Source organism: Kitasatospora cinereorecta (genome assembly GCF_024172095.1).
In the GTDB taxonomy this organism is placed as follows: Bacteria; Actinomycetota; Actinomycetes; order Streptomycetales; family Streptomycetaceae; genus Kitasatospora; species Kitasatospora cinereorecta.
In genome coordinates, this window is the sequence record NZ_JAMZDX010000004.1 from 1,011,807 (window position 1) to 1,029,039 (window position 17,233).

The following is a 17,233-nucleotide window of genomic DNA, read 5'->3' on the forward strand; positions in this document are numbered from 1 at the left end:
CCGCGCCGCCGCCGGTCTTAGGTCGGCCCGGACTGGCTCTCCTCAGGTACCCGGCGCCAGTCCTGATACCCGGACACCGACGCTCCGTCAGCTCCGCAGGAAAGCCGGAACTATCGGACCGCCCGACCGCTGTCAAGACGCCCCGCCCGGGCAGAGACCGCCGACAACCGGCCACTCCTGCTCCCGGCCCGTGCCTCCGCCCGGCGAGACCGGTATCTGTGGTGCCCGCGGTCTCACGGGGGGACCGCCGAAGCCCGGAAAGGCACCCTTCATGAAGATACGGAAGGCAATGGCCGGTCTCCTCGTCGCCGGCCTCGCAGCCGTCGGCACCGCCGCGACGGCCCCGGCCGCTCACGCGGACGGCTACGGGTGCGCGGGCAGTCTGGTGTGGTCCCACACGATGACCGCCGGCACCGTGTACACCTACTTCGACGGCACCAACAACTGCTCCGTGTTCGTCAAGTCGACCTACTACGGCACGCCGACGACCGTCGAGCTCCAGATCGAGAACAACGCCGGCCAGTGGGGCAACCTCGACAACCACGGCCCGTACAAGTACTACGCCGGTCCCTCCCGCGTCTACGGCGTCGGCCACTGCGTCCGGGAGTTCATCTACGCGGAGAACCCCTCGGGCGGGGCCATCGAGAACGACTACACCGACTGGCACTCCTGCAACTGAGGCGCCGCCTGCTCCACCGCGGCGCTGGGCGGCGGGGAGCTCGACCTGGTGATCCAGCCGGGCACTGGCGGCAAGCGCGTGGTGGCCGACGTGGCCTGGCGAGCCGGTGCGACGTGTGCTGCGCCGATGGTGCTCGGGGTCAGCCCACAGCGTGGAGCGTGCGCCGACGCCGGTCGGCAGCGGCCTTCTCTGCTGCGCTCGCACCACGGTGAGGTAGGCATGGGCCGCCATGGCCAGGGCGAAGTGCCGGTGCCAGCCCGGGTAGCGGCGGACCTGGTAGTCGTCCGGACCGCCCTGGTCTTTCGCCGTTTGACAACATTCCTCGACGGCCCAGCGGGCGTCCGCGACAGCGATCAGCTCGTTGAGCGTGGCCTCGGCGGGCGCGTAGGCGATGTAGTAGGCGACCCTTGTGGGATCGCCGATGCTGTGGCGGGCCAGGACCCAGTGCTTGCGGTCGGGGCGGCGCCGGGGCCGGACCTCCAAGCGGGCCAAGTCGTAGACCCGCAGGCAGTGGGCGTCCTCGCCGCACGAGCGGCGCTTCCACTTCTGCCGGGGCAGATCGGCCATCAGGTCGTGCAGCCGATGGTGCATTGCCCATCGGGTGACGACGGTGTCGTGGCTGGTGGTGGCCACGACGTGGAAGACGTCGGCCTGCTACCGCTGTTCGAGCGGGGTGTGGGTGGCAGCCGCTACGGGGGTCGGGCGCGGGTGGTGAACGTGGTGTGCCCTGAGGGCGGTGGCACGGGGGGCAGTCGCTCTCAGGGAGTTCAGTGACAGCCAGTGACAGGTGGACAGGGTGGCCGGCGGGTGCGTGGCCCCGCCAGGGTCTGTCGTGAGCGGTTGTCACGGGGCGTGAGGACCGTCGGTGGCACCGTTCAGGCCGGCGGCACCACTCATCCCGTGTCCCTGGCCTGCCGGTCCTTCCCTTCGGAGGAGTCCGGGCCCGATCGCCGGGCGCCGGGGAGCCGGTGGCGGCGCTTCGCCCGTCATCCGGTGTGCTTGAGTGCGAGGACGTCGACCAGGCGGAGGTCAGGGTCGGCGGCGAGCAGCTCGGGGCCGACCTGAGACAGGGCCGCAGGGATGCGGCCCGTGAGGTGGGCCTGGCGGGCGTCCTCGTCGGCGAAGTGGTGGTGCCGCGCGGCCGACGGTCGCAACGGCGGGGCCGGGGCCGCCACCCTGGCGCTCGAGCTTCCCGGCGAGGCGGAGGTACTGACCCGTCTGCGCGAGGTCGCGACCGGGGTCGGCCGGGACTACCTGCTGGTCTTCACGCCGGAGGGCAACCCGTACCACCTGCTGATCGGCGGCTGACGTGGAGTTCGACGACCCCGCCGCGATGCTCCGGGGTGCACCGAGCGCCTCGGCGCCGACGCTGGATGGCAGTTCACGGCGCTGGCCCGCCGCGGCTTCCGGCTGGAACCCGCCTGGGCCGAGACCGACGCCGCGCCCACCGGCCGCTGCCGGCTGGGTGGGCCCGCGCTGCTCGAACCGGGGACCGCCTGGCCCGAACTCGACGGCGTCCCGCTCTCCCTGCACGCCGTCCTCGACACCGACGCTCTCGCCCCGTGGCTCGGCGAGGAGCTGCCGACCCGGCCGGGGCTGCTCAACGTCTTCCACCTCGACCCCGACGTGCCGTACGAGGTGTACGCCGCGCTCGACACGACCGACCCCGGAGTGTGCCGGGTGGTGCCCGCCGATCCCGTACGGGCGGTCGAGACGGCGGCGCCCGCCCCGGCGAGGAGCTACCCGGCCCGGGCGGTCCACGCCGCCGGGGTGACCATGCTGCCGGACTGCTGGGACGTCGAGGACACCGACCTCGCCTTCGACCGGGACGAGCACTGGGGGGCCGCCTCGCTCGTCCTCGAGGCCATGGACGGCCTCGACGGCAACACGGACGACCGCCACCGTGCCTTCGGCCGGCCCGACACCTCGTACGGGTCGGGGGCGACCCGCCGCGACGCCGACGGCCCGGCCGTCCAGCTGCTGCAGCTGGCGGGGGACGCCGAGCTCGGCTGGGGCTGGGGCGACGCCGGCAGCCTGTACGTCACCATCCCGCTGGGGGCCTACGCGGTGGGCGACTTCGGCCGGGCCACCGCGGACCTGCGCTGCTGCTGAGCCGTCAGCCGGTGCCGGCCGACTTCAGGAGCTGGGTGGCGGCCTGGCCCGCCGCGTCGGCGCCGTGGCCGGCACCCTCCACCTCGACGGCGACGGCGAGGTCGCCGCGGTAGGCGATGAACCAGCTGTTGGGGTGCCGGCCGTCGACCTCGGCGGTACCGGTCTTGGCGCCGACCTGGCCGGTGAGGCCGGCCATGGGTGCGCGGGCGGTGCCCTCCCTCGCGGTGGCGGCCATCATCGACCGCAGGTCCCGTGCCACGTCCGCGGGGAGCCGGGCGGGGGCGGTGGCCCGGTCGGGGATGCCGTCGACCAGGACCGGCTGGTGGAAGGTTCCGTTCTGCACGGTGGCGGCCACGGAGGCCATCAGCAGGGTGTTGACCTGGATGCCGCCCTGGCCGATGTACTCGGCGGCCTGCTCGTCCCGGCTGTCGGGAGCGGGGATGCGGGCGTCGAAGCTGGTCAGGCCGGTGTGCCAGGACAGGCCGAGTCCGAACTGCTCGGCGGCGACCTTGCCGAGGGTGCCGGGGGCGAGTCGGGCCAGCCCCTGGTCGATGAAGGCGGTGTTGCAGGAGTGGGCGAAGTCGTCGGTCAGGGTGTAGCCGAGGTGGTCGCCGCGTTCGTCGTTGTGCCACGCCTTCGGGGAGTTGGTGGTGTCCTTGCAGGGCGCCGGACTGTCCGGGGAGAGCCCGGACTCCAGCAGGGCGGCGGCGGTGACCACCTTCATGGTCGAGCCAGGCGCGATGCCGCCGCCGAAGGCGCGGTCGAAGCCTCCGGCGGGGGCGTTGGCGACGGCGAGGACGTGGCCGGTGCTCGGTTCGATCGCCACCAGGGATCCGGCCCTGCCGCCGGCGGTCTGTTCCGTGAGGGCCGCCTCGGCCGCGCGCTGCAGGGCCGCGTCGATGGTCACCCGCAGCTCGGCGCCGCTCGGCCGGCTCAGCAGGAACAGCTGTTCGGCCGGCCGCCCGGCGCCGGGCAGCAGCACCACCGCCTGCCCCGGCGTACCGGCACCGCCGTCGGGTGCCTTGACCCCGACGAGCAGCGCCTTCACCGATGAGGAGTCGTCCAACGGGGCGCCGTTCCGGTCGACCAGCCGGCCGGCGGGGACGGCCTCGGCCTGGACGGCAAGCGTCGCACCGGCCGTCAGGCCGGGATGCATCACGGCCGGTTCCCAGTGGACGACGGTCCGGCCGTCCCCGGTACGCACCGTGCCGAGCGTGCCGTCGTACTCCCAGGCGCGGTCGACGCCTTCGAAGGCCAGCCGGGCGTGGAACCCCACCGCCGTCCGACCGGCCTCGGCGGGCGCGGGCGCACCGGGGGTGAGCGTGAAGTCGGTCGGCCGGAGCTGCTGTTGGAAGGCGGCGAGCGCGCCGGCGGCGATGTCCTGCCGGTCGGTCAGGGCCGCGGCCGCGGCGAAGTCGCCCTTGCCCCAGGCAGCGAGGAAGTCCTTCGCCGCCGCGGCGGCCTGCTCGGCGGTCGGCGGGTGGGCGGTCGCCGACGGTACGGGCCTCGCGCCGTCACCGCCGCCCTTGGAGCCGCCCATGATCGCGTGGGCCACGTTGTACACGCCGTACCCCCCGACGGCCAGCATGCCCACGCACACCACCGCGACGCCGACCCTGACCGCCCGCCGTGCCCTCCCCGGCGCTCGGCCCTCCGTGTCCACCGCGTCCGGTTCGTGCTCGTCGTCCTCGTACTCGTACTCGATCATTCCCGCCCCCTCGTCGCCGACCACTGCGGTGGCGATCCTCCGGCCCCGAACGGCCGGGCGTCATGAGTACGCGTACTCAGAAAAGCGGACCGGCCCGCATCGGATCCTGCTCCGATCGGGGGCTGTCCGGGTTTGTCCGCCGAGTCTGCGGGGGCGCGGCGGACCCGGGGGCTACACAGGTAGCACCGGTCGGTTCGTACACTCCAGGAAAGGCGGCCCCGCCGTGACGTCGAACGTGAAGCCCAACCAGCAGCTCCTCGATGACCTGGCCAGCCTCAGCACGCCGGACCACTTCGGCAAGTCGCTGCTGCGCTCCCTCCTGAAGAAGGCGTCGACGCACGACGATCCGACCAAGCCGATCGACATCACGGTCACCTTCCGGGTGCACCCGGTCACAGCACACGCCGTCGTCGACCACGGGGCCCAGGTCTGCGACGAGTACATCCTGCCGTCCGGCACGATCGTCAGCCGGAACTGCTCGCCGCACGAGCTGCCGATGTGAGGTCGGGCGGTCGAGGGCCCCGGGGCCGGGCGCAGCAGTGGCCGGCGCCGGGGCGTTCGCGGTCCGGTCCCGCTCAGTCGAGGGTGACGCCGCGCTCGCGGGCGAGTTCCTCCAGGCCGTAGCGGGCGACGTGTTCGGCGTTGGTGAGGTCGATGGTCCGGATGCCCTCGACGGCGAGCCGTTCGTTGACGGCGTCCAGGTGCTGCCGGACAAGGAGCTTCTCGGCGTCGGTGGTGCGGCCCTTGTGCGGCCGGCCGGCGTGGTCGAGGCTGGCGTAGTTGACGCGCTCCCTGGCGGCGGTCGGCGCCGCGCCCTGGCTCGGGACGGTCCGCGCCACCCGCTTGGCGCCGCGCAGCACCTCGGCCATGGGCGCGGCCCCCGCGAGGCGGTTGAACGTCTCGGCCTCCAGGACGACGGTCTCCGGCTCGTCGGAGTCCGGGTGGTGGAGTTCGATGGTCACCAGGTCGAGCGCCAGCTCCTCGAGGGTGGTCAGTTCCTCGGCCAGCGCCTCGATCTCGACCGGGCCGTCCTCCAGGTCCGGGTGCTGGCGCACCACGATGCGTACCAGCTCGCCGTCGTCCTCGACGTGCTTGCCGGTCAGGTCCGAGAACCGGATGATCTTCTGGCCCATGGCTTCCTCTCGTTGCGGCAGTGATCAGCGGAGAGCCTACGCCCGGGCGGTGACCAGGCCGGTCTCGTAGGCGGCGATGACTGCCTGGGCTCGATCACGGACGCCGAGCTTGCCGAAGATGCTGGTGATGTAGTTCTTCACGGTGGAGTTGCTGATCCCGAGGGCGAGCGCGATCTCGGCGTTGTCGAGGCCGGTGGCCATCAGGCGCCACACCTCGACCTCGCGGGGCGTCAGTTCGCCGGTGTCGGGCGGCGGGGAGCCGGCGGGCTGCGCCGCGCCGGCGGGCGTCCGGACGTAGGCGGAGATCAGCCGGGTGAGCAGGCGCGGGGCGACCGCGGCCTCGCCGGCGTGGACGGTACGGATCGCGGCGCCGAGGTCCTCCGGGGAGACGTCCTTGGGCAGGAAGCCGTACGCCCCGGCGCGCAGCGCGGCGACCACGTACTCGTCCAGGTCGAAGGTGCTGAGGGCGAGCACCCGGCAGTCGGGCAGCGTGTCGGCGAGTTCCTGCGTCGCGGCGACGCCGTCCAGGACGGGCATCCGGATGTCCATCACGACGACGTCGGGGCGCAGCCGGTGGGCGAGGTCGACGGCCTGCCGGCCGTTCTCGGCCTCGCCGACGATGTCGAGGGACGGGTCGGGGCGAAGGATCAGCGACAGGCCGTGCCGGACCAGCGGCTGGTCGTCGGCGATGAGGACCCTGATCCGCGGCGTCGTGCCGGTCACCGGGTCGCCTCCCCGCGCTGGACGGCCGCCTCGGCGACCTCGTCCGGGGTGAGCGGCAGGTCGGCGACCACGGCGAAGCCGCCGCCGGGCCGCGGTCCGGCGGTCAGGGTGCCGCCGTGCAGGGCGACGCGCTCGCGCATGCCGATCAGCCCGTATCCGGCCCGTCCGGAGGCCGACGCGGCGGCCGGGGCCCGGCCGGGCGTGCCGCCGCCGTCGTCGCGGACCTCGACCGTGACCCGGTCGGGGCCGTAGCTGAGGCGGACGGCTGCGCGGGCGGGCCCGGCGTGCTTGCGGGCGTTGGTGAGGCCTTCCTGGGCGATCCGGAAGACCGTCAGGCCGACGGTCGGCGGCAGCGGACGCGGCGGACCCTCGATACCGAGGTCGGTCGGCAGGCCGCCCCGGCAGGCCTCGGCGACCAGCCGGTCGAGGTCCTCGGCGCCCGGCTGGGGCGAGGGCGGCGCGGTGTCCGGTTCGTCGCCGGCCCGCAGGACGTCCAGAAGTTGGCGCATCTCCCGCAGCGCCATCCGCCCGGAGGACTCCAGGGTGACCAGGGCGTCCCTGACCACCTCCGGGTGGCCGGCATTGGCGCGGGCGCCGCCGGCCATCAGCTGCATGGTGGTGATGTGGTGGGCCACGATGTCGTGCAACTCCCGGGCGATGCGGCGCCGTTCGTCGGCCACGGCACGGTCGGCCAGCAGTCGGCGGTTGGCCGCGACCTCCCGCTGCCAGCGGGCGACCGCGACGCCGGCGCCGGCCACCAGCAGGACCGAGAGCGGGGTGGCGACGGCCGCCTGCCAACCCGGCAGCCGCAGGTGGCTCTGGGCGAGCAGGGTCACCAGCGCCGTCGCCGCGGAGGCGGCCGCCGTCACCAAGGCCGGGCAGCTCCGCGCGGCCGTGAACAGGGCGACCACCAGGACGGCGCCGAAGTGGCTGGTCGGCGGCGCGGCGAGGTCCGCCGCGGCCTCCAGCAGGACGACGGCGGCGAGCGCCGCGACCGGGTACCGCCGACGGGCGAGCAGCGGCAGCGCCGACAGCACGACGACGAGGAAGCCGGTCAGGCCGGGGACCTCGTTCCGCTCGACCGTGCGGAAGAGCAGGTAGGTGAGCAGGTCGAGGGTGCAGGCGCCGACGGCCACCAGCGCGTCGGTGTGGGTCCACGGCGAGGCGTCGCGGTCCTGCGCCGTCCCAGTCCCCGTCCCGTCGGTCCCGGGGTACGCGTCGGCCCGCCCGTCCGCCCCGGCGCCGGTCCTCTCCTCCGCCTCGGCGTCGGCTCGCCCGTCGGCCCGCCCGTCGGCTCGGGTGTCGGGGTGCCGGTCCGCTCCGGCGTCGGGGCGCTGACGCCCGCCCATGTCCGTTCCTCCTCCTGCCCGTGGCCGCGCCGCGCCCGGCCCCGGTGCGGGCCGACCCGGCTGATCAGCCCTGATGCCTGATTCTGGCATCCGCTCGTACCGCCTGGCGTGGTCCCCTGGGCCGACCTCCGGGTCGGCGGACCAGGACCACGGTCCCGGTCCCCGGGCGGCCCGGGGAGCTGGGGCCCCCGCGCGGATCATCCGCTGCCAGGACGCCCCGGGCGCACCCCGGGTGATGGTCTGGAGTCCGGCCGGGAAGCCCCGGCCGCCAACCCGACGTTCGCGTCCATCAACCGGAGGACATCGTGATCCGCGCACTGACCGGATTCTCCACCAGACACGCGTGGAAGGTCATTGCCCTCTGGGCGGTGCTGGGCATCGGACTGGGCGTGCTGGGTCCGATGCTGCTCTCCCGCGTCACCCAGGCCCAGTCCGCGGACTTCCTGCCGGACAGCTACGACTCGGCCGCCGCGCTGCGGATCGCCGAGCAGGAGTTCGGCGTACGGCCCGACGCCACCACGGTGACGGTGCTCGTTGCCCGGGCCGACGGCAGGCCGCTGTCGGCCGCCGACCAGCAGCGGATCGAGGCCGAGGCGGCGAAGCTCGGCCGGCACCGGGTCGTGATGCCCCGCAAGAAGGACCAGCCGGCCTTCCTGGTCCCCGACCACTCCCAGACGCCCCGGATCGCCCCGGCGATGGTCGCGCCCGACCGCGGCTTCGAACTGCTCGCCGTCGAACTCACCGGCAGCGCCGCCGAGCCGGGCGTCCAGGACGTCTACCGGACCTTCCGGGACTCCGCCCGGGCGCAGTTCGCCGACGCCGGGATGCGCACCGGCTTCACCGGCGGGACGGCCGAAGCCGTCGACACCGCCGACGCCCACCGCACCGCCACCACGGTCGGCGGCGCCCTCGTGGTCGGCCTGATCGTCCTGCTCAACGTGCTGGTCTTCCGCAGCGTCCTGGCGGCCGTCCTGCCGCTGCTCGCGGTCGCCATGATCAGCGGCGCGGCCGGCGGCGCGGTGGCCGGCGCCGCCATGCTCACCGGCCTCCGGCTCGACCCCGGCACCCCTGGTCTGATCTCCGTCGTCCTGCTCGGCATCGGCATCGACTACCTGCTGTTCCTGCTCTTCCGGTTCCGCGAGCACCTGCGGGCCCGGCCCGACCAGCCCGCCCGCGCTGCCGCCGCCGAGGTGTCCGGACGGGTCGGCACCGCGATCACCTCCGCCGCCCTCACCATCGTGGCCGCCTTCGCCACCCTGGGCGTGGCGAGCTTCGGCCAGTTCCGCTCGCTCGGCCCGGCCATCGCCGTCGCCGTCCTGGTCATGCTGCTGGGCAGCCTCACCCTCATGCCCGCCCTGCTCGCCGCCTGCGGCAGGGGGATGTTCTGGCCCTCCCGCAGCCTGCACCGACCGCCGCGCGAGGGCTTCGCCGCCCGCTTCGGCCTGCTCGTCGCCCGGCGCCCGCTGCCGCTGCTGCTCGCGTCCGTCGCCGCACTCGCCGCACTCGCCGCCGGGATGACCGGCATCCGGATGGACTACGGGCAGGGCGGCGCCTCCGGGACGCCCGCCGCGGCCACCGCCACGGAGATCTCCCGCGCCCTCCCGGCCGGCGTCTGGGATCCCACCACCGTCTACCTCACCGCCGAGGACGGCACCCCGCTCACCACCGCACGGCTCGACGGCCTCGCCCAGGCCCTCGGCAAGGTCGACGGCATCGGCCGGGTCGGCCCGACCGTCCTCAACGACGACCACCGCGCCGCCCGGATCGACCTCTACCCGACCGCCGACCCGCAGAGCCGGCAGGCCCGCGACCTCGCCGCCGGCCCGGTCCGCGCCGCCGTCGCCGCCCACACGCCGGCCGGCACCAGCGCCCACGTCGGCGGCACGGCGGCGGTCTTCGCCGACATCTCCACCGCCGTCGACCACGACCTCGCCGTCGTCTTCCCGGTCGCCGCCGCCCTGATCGGCCTGATCCTGCTGCTGCTCCTGCGCAGCGTGCTCGCCCCCGTCGTCCTGATGCTCTCGGTCGGCCTCGGCTTCGCCGCCACCCTCGGCGCCGCCACCCTGCTGTTCCAGCACCTCCTGGACGGACCGGGCGTCAGTTTCACCCTCCCGCTGGTGCTGTTCCTGTTCGTCGTCGCCCTCGGCACCGACTACAACATCCTCGTCACCGACCGGATCCGCGAGGAGATGCGGCACCCCGGCACGGCCCGGACCGCCATCGCCCGCGCCGTACGGCACAGCGCGCCCGCCGTCGCCACCGCCGGCCTCGTCCTGGCCGGCTCCTTCGCCACCCTCGCCACCACCCCCGGCACGGAACAGGTCGCCTTCGCCATGACCCTCGGCATCCTGCTCTCCGCCCTGGTCCTGTCCCTGGTCCTGGTGCCCGCCCTCGCCGCCCTCCTCGGCCGCGCCCTCTGGTGGCCGCTGCGCCCGGCGCACCGCCGGCACACCGCTTCCGCCCCGGAACCGGCGCCGGAACCCGCGACGCTACCCGTCCCCTGACCACCCCGGAGGCCCGGACCGCTTCATTCGGTCCGGGCTTCCGCCAGGCTGCAACATGCCCGGTCCAGGGCCCTGGGCTGACGCACACTCGGACGCGCACGTCCGGACGACGCACGGACCTGCGATGCGGCCTCCGCTCCGCGCGGAGCGGGTCACCACTCGTCGTCGTCCTCGGCCTCCGCCTCGTACTGCCACCACAGATCGATGCAGTACGTCTCGACGACCTCGCGGTGCGCCTCGAAGACGGCGTGAATGTCCGTCCCACGGGCCCCGTCGAGTGCGGCCATGAGGCGGCCTTCCTGCTCGGCGCCCGCCTGACGGCCGCGCCAGGACACCGCGGCCGCGTAGACGCCGGGCCGGGGAAGGGTGATGACGCCTGGGTACTCGGGAGTGAAAGCCCGCACGACCAGACAGCCGGTCGGTGACTCCAGGACCGCCGCCGCCCAGCCGTCCGGCGGCCCGTCACCTTCGATCGCGGTCGTGGTCGCGGGCCCGTCCCAGACCCTGACCCTGATCGCCACGGGCGCGGTGCCCTGGAGACTGCGCAGGTACAGCTGCGGACCGGTGCTCGCCACGACGGTCTCACGGCAACGCGCAGTGGCTCCGCTGTCCGGGAGGTACGCATCCGCGTCGTACACCTGGATCAACCCGTGGTCGGGCGTGGCCTCGGAACGGAACTCCATGGCGATGGGCATCAACGCTCCTCCGTACGAATCCGGGGCGCCTCGATGCGGTACGCGCCATCTTCGTGCGGGCCACCGTGTCGGCGGTCGCCGACAACGGGGGTGGGGTCGTCAGCCGGCGGGTGTGTGGAGGATGCCGTTGATCAGGACGTTCAGGCCCCAGGCGTCGCGGTCGCCGGGTGAGAAGAGGGCCTGGCGCAGCGAGGTGATCATCGGGTAGCGGCGCGGGTCGAGGGAGGCGTAGCGGCGGTCGGCGGCGGCGATGGTGTCGTCCTCCTCGCCTCCCTTGGTGGTGTAGGCGCTCTCTTCGGCGGCGGCGGCCGCGAGGTGGAGGTAGATCAGGTCGACGGCCCAGGCGGCGGTGGTGTCGTCGAGGCCGCCCTCTTTGAGGAGGGCGAGCATGCGGTCGAGGACGAGCAGGGCGTTGTCGCTGGTGGGGATGGCGCCGAGGGCGACGGTGGCGAGGCCTTCGTGGCGGCTCATGGCTTCGACGGTGGCGTTGGCGAGGGCGTGGATCTGGTCGCGCCAGGTGCCGTCGGCGGTGAGCGGGACGCGGCCGAGGGCTTCGTCGAGCATGGCGGCCATGAGGTCGTCGCGGTTGGCGACGTAGACGTAGAGCGAGGCGGGGCCGGTGTCGAGTTCCTTGGCGACGCGGCGCATGGTGAGGGCGTCGAGGCCGTCGCGGTCGAGGATGTCGAGTCCGGTGCGCACGATCACGTCGCGGCTGAGGGGCGCCTTGGCGGGACGCGCGCGGCGGCTGATCGGCGGGGTGCTCATGGGACAAGGGTAGCCCGCGGCGAACAGCGTTTGGCACGAACGTCGTTTGACACGAACAGCGTTCGCTCCGTACGGTCGGATCACAACGAACGGCGTTCGCCACGAACTCCGTTCGCCATCCATTGCACCCATCGGGGGAACGACCATGATCCTGATCACCGGAGGCCGCGGCGCGGTCGCCACCCATCTCACCGCCCTGCTCCACGCCGAAGGACTTCCCGTCCGGCTCGCCTCGGCGCAGCCCGAGAAGCTCACCCCGCCCGCCGGCGTGCCGACCGTCCGCCTCGATCTCACCGACCCGGCGAGCTTCGCGCCCGCCCTCGCCGGTGTCACCGGCGTCTTCCTCTACGCCGAACCGGCCCACATCGGCGAGTTCATCGACCGGGCCCACGAGGCCGGCGTCGACCACATCGTGCTGCTGTCGTCCTCCTCGGTGCTCGCCCCGGACCCCGAGTCCAACCCGATCGCCAAGTCGCACTTCGAGGTCGAGCAGGCGCTGTTCGCCTCACCGATCACCACGACCGTCCTGCGTCCGGGCGCCTTCGCCTCCAACGCCAGGGGCTGGGCATGGTCCGTCCGGGCGGGACTGCCGGTCCGCCTGCCGTTCCCCGGCGCCCACGGCGACGCCGTGCACGACCTGGACATCGCCGAGGCGGCCCGCACCGTCCTCCTCGACCCGCGCCACCGCGGCGGACACTTCACGCTGACCGGACCCGAGTCGCTCACCTTCACCGAGCAGCTCGACCGGCTCGCCGAGGTCACCGGATCCGCCGTGACGGTCGAGCAGGTCGCCCCCGACGCGTGGAAGGCGGAGGTGGCCGAGTACATCCCCGCCGCGTACGCGAACGCGCTGCTCGACTGGTGGCAGTCCACCGACGGCAAGCCGGTCCCGCTCACCGGCGCGGTCGAGGAGCTCACCGGCCACCCGGCCCGGCCGTTCACCAGCTGGCTGGCCGAGCACGCCACCGAGTTCGCGACTCCTGACGGGGGCACCACGCCCTGACGGGGTCAGCACTCCCCGACGGGGTCACCGCGTCCGGTGTCACCGTGCTCCGCGGCGGGGCCGTCGGCGGCACGGTCCTCGCTCCGGCGGAACCTCGCCCGGTACTCGCCGGGCCGCTGGCCCGTGTGCCGGGCAAAGATCCCGCCGAACGTCCCCGGGTCCCGATAGCCGACCTCTGCGGCGATGCCGGCGACGGTACGCCCGGTGGTCTCCAGCAGATGCCGGGCCCGGCGCACCCGGGCCGCCTGCAGGTAGGCGAGGGGCGTCTCGCCCGCCTCCTCGCCGAAGCGGCGGAGCAGGGTCCGCGTGCTGACGTGGAACTCCGCGGCGAGGGCGCGCAGGTCGTAGCGCGCGGCGAGGTGGCGGTCGAGGCACCGTTTGACGCCGCGCGAGAACTCCCGACCCGCCGTCGGCAGCAGGGCCGCGTCGACGTACGGCGACTGCGAGGACCGTGCGTCGTCGAGCAGCGCGATGCGTGCGGTGCCGCGCGCGACGGCGGGCCCGTCGTACTCGCGGACGAACCGCAGCGCGAAGTCGTACATGGCGCTGAACGCGGCTGTGGTCGTCACACCCCGGTCGGTCACCACCAGGCTCTCGGGGCGCAGCTGTACCTCGGGGTAGCGGCGGGCGAACCGGTCCGCGAACAGCCACGAGGTCGTCGCCCCGCGCCCGGCGAGCAGTCCGGCCTCGGCGAGCAGGAAGGCGCCGACGCAGATCGACACCACCGGGGTTCCGTCGGCCGCCTGCGCCCGGATCCACGCCAGCTCGGGCTGCAGACGCCCGAGTGTCACGTCGAGGTCGAGCGCCGGGGACAGTTCGAAGCCCGGCACGATCAGGACGTCCACCGGACGCACCGCCGCGACGTCCAGGACCGCACCGCCGGACGCCACGACCCGTCGCCGCGGCGAGAGGACCGACACCTCGTAGCCCGGCCCGACCGCCCCCTGGGCGGCGGCGACGTGACTCGCCATCACCAGCAGGTCGGGGACGCCGTACACCTCCGAGGCGAAGCAGCCCGGATAGGCCAGCACACCGATGCGCAGCGGACTGTTCATACGACACCTCCGTCGGCGTTCGACGGGTGGCGACATTACCCGGGTCATTGGCGATCCCGCCGCTGTCCCGGGCCGGCCGGCGGCGGCCATCATCTGGGCCATGACCACCACGCGAGGACCGAACGACCACCTGAACGACCACCGGAACCACCCGTTGGACGACCCGCTGGACGACCCGCTGGACGACTTCGAGCGCCGGACCGTCGAGGTGGACGGTGTCGGGAAGACGGTGTACGTCACCGGGTCGGGACCGGCCGTCGTCCTGATGCCCGAGATGCCGGGGATCAGCCCGGACGTGGCACGGTTCGCGCGCTGGATGCGCGAGGCCGGCTTCTCCGTCCACCTCCCCTCCCTCTTCGGCGTGGACGGCGCCCACCCGTTGGCGGAGGCGGGCGAAGCGGTGGTGCGGCGGGCGTGCGTCAGCGCCGAGTTCCGGGCGTTCGCCGGGGGCGGCACCAGCCCGGTCGTCGGCTGGCTGCGCGGTCTCGCCCGCCAGGCGCACGCCGAATGCGGCGGAGCGGGGGTGGGGGCGGTCGGTCTCTGCTTCACCGGCAATTTCGCGCTGGCCATGGCGCTCGAACCCGCCGTCATCGCCCCGGTGGTCAACCACCCGTCACTGCCGTTGGACGACCCCGGCGGACTCGAACTCGGCGCCGAGGACGCCGCCGCCGTCGCCGCCCGGGTGGCCCGGGACGGGCTGACCGTGCTCGCCTACCGCTTCGCGGGCGACCGCTGGTGCACCGGGCAGCGCTTCGCGGCGTACCGGGCGCTGCTCGGGGAGGCGTTCGACGGCCGCGTCCTCGACGCCGGGTGTGCGAACACCGACCCACCGCCGTTCTTCCGCGACGTCGTCGGCGGGGCCCACAGCGTGGTCACGGCCCACCTGGTCGACCAGGACGGCCACCCCACCGTCCGGGCCCGCGACGAGATCCTCGCCTTCCTCGCGGAGCGGCTCCACCCGTCGGCGTGACGCCACCGGCCCACCGGCCCACTGGCCTGATCGGGTGGGGCCGAGCGGACGTGACGGACCGTCGGATAGCCTGCCCGACCATGGGTGAACTGATACTGATCCGGCACGGCCAGACCGAGTGGAGCCTGTCGGGCCAACACGCCGGCCGGACCGACGTCCCGCTGACCGCCGCGGGCGAGGCCACCGCCCGGGCCCTCGCCCCGAGGCTGGCCGCACGCCGCCCGGTCGCCGTGTACAGCAGTCCGCTGGGCCGCGCGATGCGGACGGCCGAACTGGCAGGCCTGACCGGCGTCGAGCCGGACCCGGACCTGATCGAGTGGGACTACGGCGGCTACGAGGGCCTGACCGCCGAACAGATCCGGGAGGGTCGACCCGACTGGGACCTGTGGGAGGACGGTGTCGTACCCGGCGACGCCGCCCACCCGGGCGAGCAGCTCGGGCAGGTCGCCGCCCGGACGGACGCGGCGCTCGCCCGCATCCGTCCGCTGCTGGAGGACGGCGACGTCGCCGTCGTCGCCCACGGCCATCTGGCGCGGGTGCTCACCGTTCGCTGGCTCGGCCTCGACGCCTCCGCCGCCCGGTTGCTCGGTCACCCGCACCCGGGCACCATCAGCCTGCTGGCCACGGAGAACGGCCGGCCGCAGCTCGCCGCCTGGAACCTCCCGTAGCGACCTCGCGCAGCAACCTCCCGCAGCAGCGCGGGCGGAGTCAGGGGCGGGCCGGTCCACGGTAGGGAAGGGTCTGGCTGTAGACCACGCTGGTGGTCGTGGAACCGAGGCCGGCCAGTTCGTCCATGAGGGACTCCAGGTGCGCCATCGAGGTCGCGGCCACCTTGAGGGTGTAGCAGTCGTCGCCGGTGGTACGCACGCACTCCAGGATCTCCCGCCGCTCGGCGAGCATCCGGCGCAGCGGTTGGTGACGGTTGCCCGGGTACTTCAGCCGGACCACGGCGAGAACCGGATAGCCGACCTTGGTCAGGTCGACCGTCGCCTGGTACCCGGTGATGACGCCGAGCGTCTCCAATTGCCGCACCCGCTCGGTGGTGGCCGAGGCGCTCAGCTTCACGCGCCGGCCCAGCTCGCTGAGCGAGATGCGAGCCTCCTGCTGGAGGATGTCGATGATCGCCCAGTCGACGTCGTCAAGATTCACGGCCACATCCGGACCCTACCGGGAAAACCACGGAGAACAGCCACTGATGCCGGGAGAAGTCTGTTCCGCATCCGGTGATCGCCGACATAGCCTCGGACCATGGATCTTGGCGTGAACGTCCCGAACTTCGGGCCCGGAACCGACCCCGGCATGCTGCACGCGTGGGCGCAGCTGGTGAACGAACTCGGCTACGACCTTCTGATGCTGTCCGACCACGTGACCGTCACCCCGGATGTCGCCGAGCGGTACCCGGAACCGTTCTACGAGCCCTTCACCACGCTGTCCTGGCTGGCCGGCGTCACCACCCGGCTGCGGCTTGGCACGACCGTCCTCGTCCTGCCGTATCGGCATCCGCTGCTCGTGGCGCGCATGGCCGCCAACGTCCAGCAGCTCAGCGGGGGCCGGTTCGTGCTCGGCGTAGGTGTGGGCTGGGCGCGCCAGGAGTTCGACGCGCTGGACGTACCGTTCACCGCGCGCGGCCGACTGACCGATGATCACCTGGCCGCGGTACGGGATGCCTGGCGCGCCATGGACGCCGGGAACGCCGGCGCGAGCGTGGCGGTTCCGGTCTGGGTGGGCGGCAACAGCGCGGCCGCCGTCCGGCGGGCTGTCAGGTACGGCGACGCCTGGCACCCGCTGAAGCCCACCCTGGCCGAGCTCCGCACCACCCTGGCCGACCAGCCCGTACCAGCGCTGGCACCCCGGATCGCCCTGCGGTTGACCCCCGCGCCGGTCGACGGTCCCGAGCGCCCGCTCGGCGTCGGCACCGTCGAGCAGGTCCTCGACGACCTCGACCGATTGCGCCGACTCGGCGCCGCCACCGTCGTACTCGACCCCTACCACGGCGATCCTGAGGAGACCCGCCGGCCGGAACCGGCCTGGCACGCCCTCACCACCCTCGCCCAGTACCGGAGGACAGCATCGTGATCACCGCCGACGACGAGCGGTTCCTGCGCCGCGCCATCGCCCTCGCCGCCCACGCCGTGACCGTGGGCGACGCCCCGTACGGCTCGCTTCTGGTCGGGCCGGACGGCGCCGTCCTCGCCGAGGCACACAACACGGTGCGGCGCGACATGGACATCAGCGCCCATCCGGAACTGAAGCTCGCCCGCTGGGCCGCCCGCGAACTCGATCCCGAGGCGGCCGCGCGCACCACCATGTACACCAGCTGCCAGCCCTGCGGCATGTGCACGGGCGGGATCGTCCGCTCCGGCCTCGGTCGGGTCGTGTTCGCGCTCTCCACCGAGCAGCTCGTCGAACTCAACCCCGAGTCCGGCGCCTGGCCGGTGGTGCCGCAGGACGGTCCGGCCCTGTTCGAGGAGGCGCGCTCGCCCATCGACGCCTACTACGGGGCCGACTGACGAGCGGCGCCCCCGACATCGTCCACC

18 protein-coding genes and 1 pseudogene are annotated in these 17,233 nt (G+C 73.7%); 10 read left to right on the forward strand and 9 right to left on the reverse strand.

Going from position 1 to position 17,233, the window contains the following annotated elements; genetic code table 11:
- The first annotated feature begins 271 nt into the window (after positions 1 to 271).
- A complete protein-coding gene (locus FHR36_RS24985) occupies positions 272 to 679 on the forward strand; it encodes a hypothetical protein (protein WP_253800410.1) in 408 nt (135 codons plus the stop codon).
- 189 nt (positions 680 to 868) lie between these two features.
- Here the strand turns inward: FHR36_RS24985 and FHR36_RS24990 are convergent.
- Positions 869 to 1,333: pseudogene (locus FHR36_RS24990) on the reverse strand (IS701 family transposase); the annotation flags it as partial.
- A 435-nt stretch (positions 1,334 to 1,768) separates the two neighbouring features.
- On the opposite strand from FHR36_RS24990, the gene FHR36_RS24995 reads away from it, so the two are divergent.
- The gene (locus FHR36_RS24995; RefSeq protein ID WP_253800411.1) at positions 1,769 to 1,987 is read left to right on the forward strand and encodes a hypothetical protein; all 219 of its coding nucleotides are present in this window, start codon (positions 1,769 to 1,771) and stop codon (positions 1,985 to 1,987) included.
- A 168-nt stretch (positions 1,988 to 2,155) separates the two neighbouring features.
- Positions 2,156 to 2,791 carry a DUF1963 domain-containing protein gene (locus FHR36_RS25000; RefSeq protein WP_253800734.1) on the forward strand — a complete coding sequence of 212 codons (636 nt, stop codon included), beginning with the start codon at positions 2,156 to 2,158 and terminating at the stop codon, positions 2,789 to 2,791.
- Positions 2,792 to 2,795: 4 nt separating this feature from the next.
- Here FHR36_RS25000 and FHR36_RS25005 read toward each other — a convergent pair whose 3' ends face one another.
- The gene (locus tag FHR36_RS25005; RefSeq protein ID WP_253800412.1) at positions 2,796 to 4,499 is read right to left on the reverse strand and encodes a penicillin-binding transpeptidase domain-containing protein; all 1,704 of its coding nucleotides are present in this window, start codon (positions 4,497 to 4,499) and stop codon (positions 2,796 to 2,798) included.
- A gap of 223 nt (positions 4,500 to 4,722) precedes the next feature.
- On the opposite strand from FHR36_RS25005, the gene FHR36_RS25010 reads away from it, so the two are divergent.
- Positions 4,723 to 5,001 (forward strand): hypothetical protein, encoded by a 279-nt coding sequence (locus tag FHR36_RS25010; RefSeq protein ID WP_253800413.1) that lies wholly within the window; start codon positions 4,723 to 4,725, stop codon positions 4,999 to 5,001.
- A 73-nt stretch (positions 5,002 to 5,074) separates the two neighbouring features.
- Here FHR36_RS25010 and FHR36_RS25015 read toward each other — a convergent pair whose 3' ends face one another.
- From FHR36_RS25015 to FHR36_RS25025, 3 genes are read right to left on the reverse strand one after another with little or no spacing between them, the layout of a single operon-like run.
- Positions 5,075 to 5,632: a hypothetical protein gene (locus FHR36_RS25015; RefSeq protein WP_253800414.1), complete on the reverse strand. Its 558-nt coding sequence runs from the start codon at positions 5,630 to 5,632 to the stop codon at positions 5,075 to 5,077.
- Positions 5,633 to 5,668: 36 nt separating this feature from the next.
- Positions 5,669 to 6,355, reverse strand: a complete 687-nt coding sequence (locus FHR36_RS25020; protein WP_253800415.1) for a response regulator — start codon at positions 6,353 to 6,355, stop codon at positions 5,669 to 5,671.
- Positions 6,352 to 7,704 carry a sensor histidine kinase gene (locus FHR36_RS25025; RefSeq protein WP_253800416.1) on the reverse strand — a complete coding sequence of 451 codons (1,353 nt, stop codon included), beginning with the start codon at positions 7,702 to 7,704 and terminating at the stop codon, positions 6,352 to 6,354. Before FHR36_RS25025 ends, FHR36_RS25020 begins: the two co-directional genes overlap by 4 nt.
- 305 nt (positions 7,705 to 8,009) lie before the next feature.
- On the opposite strand from FHR36_RS25025, the gene FHR36_RS25030 reads away from it, so the two are divergent.
- On the forward strand, positions 8,010 to 10,208 hold the full coding sequence (locus FHR36_RS25030) for an MMPL family transporter (RefSeq protein ID WP_253800417.1): 2,199 nt from the start codon (positions 8,010 to 8,012) through the stop codon (positions 10,206 to 10,208).
- Positions 10,209 to 10,360: 152 nt separating this feature from the next.
- Here the strand turns inward: FHR36_RS25030 and FHR36_RS25035 are convergent, their stop codons facing one another.
- Together FHR36_RS25035 and FHR36_RS25040 are read right to left on the reverse strand one after the other, a co-directional pair.
- Entirely contained in the window at positions 10,361 to 10,903 is a 543-nt protein-coding gene (locus FHR36_RS25035; protein WP_253800418.1) for a hypothetical protein, read from the reverse strand.
- A gap of 99 nt (positions 10,904 to 11,002) precedes the next feature.
- Complete coding sequence (locus FHR36_RS25040) at positions 11,003 to 11,668, reverse strand: TetR/AcrR family transcriptional regulator (RefSeq protein ID WP_253800419.1); 666 nt, start codon at positions 11,666 to 11,668, stop codon at positions 11,003 to 11,005.
- Between the two features lie 145 nt (positions 11,669 to 11,813).
- Here FHR36_RS25040 and FHR36_RS25045 point away from each other — a divergent pair, with 145 nt between their 5' ends.
- A complete protein-coding gene (locus tag FHR36_RS25045; protein ID WP_253800420.1) occupies positions 11,814 to 12,671 on the forward strand; it encodes an SDR family oxidoreductase in 858 nt (285 codons plus the stop codon).
- A 5-nt stretch (positions 12,672 to 12,676) separates the two neighbouring features.
- Here the strand turns inward: FHR36_RS25045 and FHR36_RS25050 are convergent, their stop codons facing one another.
- A complete protein-coding gene (locus FHR36_RS25050; protein ID WP_253800421.1) occupies positions 12,677 to 13,726 on the reverse strand; it encodes a GlxA family transcriptional regulator in 1,050 nt (349 codons plus the stop codon).
- A 100-nt stretch (positions 13,727 to 13,826) separates the two neighbouring features.
- Here FHR36_RS25050 and FHR36_RS25055 point away from each other — a divergent pair, with 100 nt between their 5' ends.
- Together FHR36_RS25055 and FHR36_RS25060 are read left to right on the forward strand one after the other, a co-directional pair.
- Positions 13,827 to 14,696 (forward strand): dienelactone hydrolase family protein, encoded by an 870-nt coding sequence (locus FHR36_RS25055; protein WP_253800422.1) that lies wholly within the window; start codon positions 13,827 to 13,829, stop codon positions 14,694 to 14,696.
- 80 nt (positions 14,697 to 14,776) lie between these two features.
- Positions 14,777 to 15,364 carry a histidine phosphatase family protein gene (locus FHR36_RS25060; protein WP_253800423.1) on the forward strand — a complete coding sequence of 196 codons (588 nt, stop codon included), beginning with the start codon at positions 14,777 to 14,779 and terminating at the stop codon, positions 15,362 to 15,364.
- 40 nt (positions 15,365 to 15,404) lie between these two features.
- Here FHR36_RS25060 and FHR36_RS25065 read toward each other — a convergent pair whose 3' ends face one another.
- The gene (locus FHR36_RS25065; RefSeq protein WP_253800424.1) at positions 15,405 to 15,851 is read right to left on the reverse strand and encodes an Lrp/AsnC family transcriptional regulator; all 447 of its coding nucleotides are present in this window, start codon (positions 15,849 to 15,851) and stop codon (positions 15,405 to 15,407) included.
- A gap of 93 nt (positions 15,852 to 15,944) precedes the next feature.
- Between FHR36_RS25065 and FHR36_RS25070 the strand changes: the two genes are divergently transcribed.
- Both FHR36_RS25070 and FHR36_RS25075 read left to right on the forward strand, forming a co-directional pair.
- Complete coding sequence (locus tag FHR36_RS25070) at positions 15,945 to 16,772, forward strand: TIGR03619 family F420-dependent LLM class oxidoreductase (protein WP_253800425.1); 828 nt, start codon at positions 15,945 to 15,947, stop codon at positions 16,770 to 16,772.
- Positions 16,769 to 17,206, forward strand: a complete 438-nt coding sequence (locus FHR36_RS25075) for a nucleoside deaminase (protein ID WP_253800426.1) — start codon at positions 16,769 to 16,771, stop codon at positions 17,204 to 17,206. The genes FHR36_RS25070 and FHR36_RS25075 overlap by 4 nt, the downstream gene beginning before the upstream one ends.
- The last annotated feature ends 27 nt before the right edge of the window (positions 17,207 to 17,233 follow it).

Excerpts from the sequence above, each read along its gene's own strand:
- FHR36_RS25045 (WP_253800420.1), top strand. The coding sequence starts at position 11,814 with ATGATCCTGATCACCGGAGGCCGCGGCGCGGTCGCCACCCATCTCACC.
- FHR36_RS25040 (WP_253800419.1), bottom strand. The coding sequence starts at position 11,668 with ATGAGCACCCCGCCGATCAGCCGCCGCGCGCGTCCCGCCAAGGCGCCC.
- FHR36_RS25060 (WP_253800423.1), top strand. The coding sequence starts at position 14,777 with ATGGGTGAACTGATACTGATCCGGCACGGCCAGACCGAGTGGAGCCTG.
- FHR36_RS25005 (WP_253800412.1), bottom strand. The coding sequence starts at position 4,499 with ATGATCGAGTACGAGTACGAGGACGACGAGCACGAACCGGACGCGGTG.
- FHR36_RS25035 (WP_253800418.1), bottom strand. The coding sequence starts at position 10,903 with ATGCCCATCGCCATGGAGTTCCGTTCCGAGGCCACGCCCGACCACGGG.
- FHR36_RS25025 (WP_253800416.1), bottom strand. The coding sequence starts at position 7,704 with ATGGGCGGGCGTCAGCGCCCCGACGCCGGAGCGGACCGGCACCCCGAC.
- FHR36_RS25015 (WP_253800414.1), bottom strand. The coding sequence starts at position 5,632 with ATGGGCCAGAAGATCATCCGGTTCTCGGACCTGACCGGCAAGCACGTC.
- FHR36_RS25050 (WP_253800421.1), bottom strand. The coding sequence starts at position 13,726 with ATGAACAGTCCGCTGCGCATCGGTGTGCTGGCCTATCCGGGCTGCTTC.
- FHR36_RS25055 (WP_253800422.1), top strand. The coding sequence starts at position 13,827 with ATGACCACCACGCGAGGACCGAACGACCACCTGAACGACCACCGGAAC.
- FHR36_RS25070 (WP_253800425.1), top strand. The coding sequence starts at position 15,945 with ATGGATCTTGGCGTGAACGTCCCGAACTTCGGGCCCGGAACCGACCCC.
- FHR36_RS24985 (WP_253800410.1), top strand. The coding sequence starts at position 272 with ATGAAGATACGGAAGGCAATGGCCGGTCTCCTCGTCGCCGGCCTCGCA.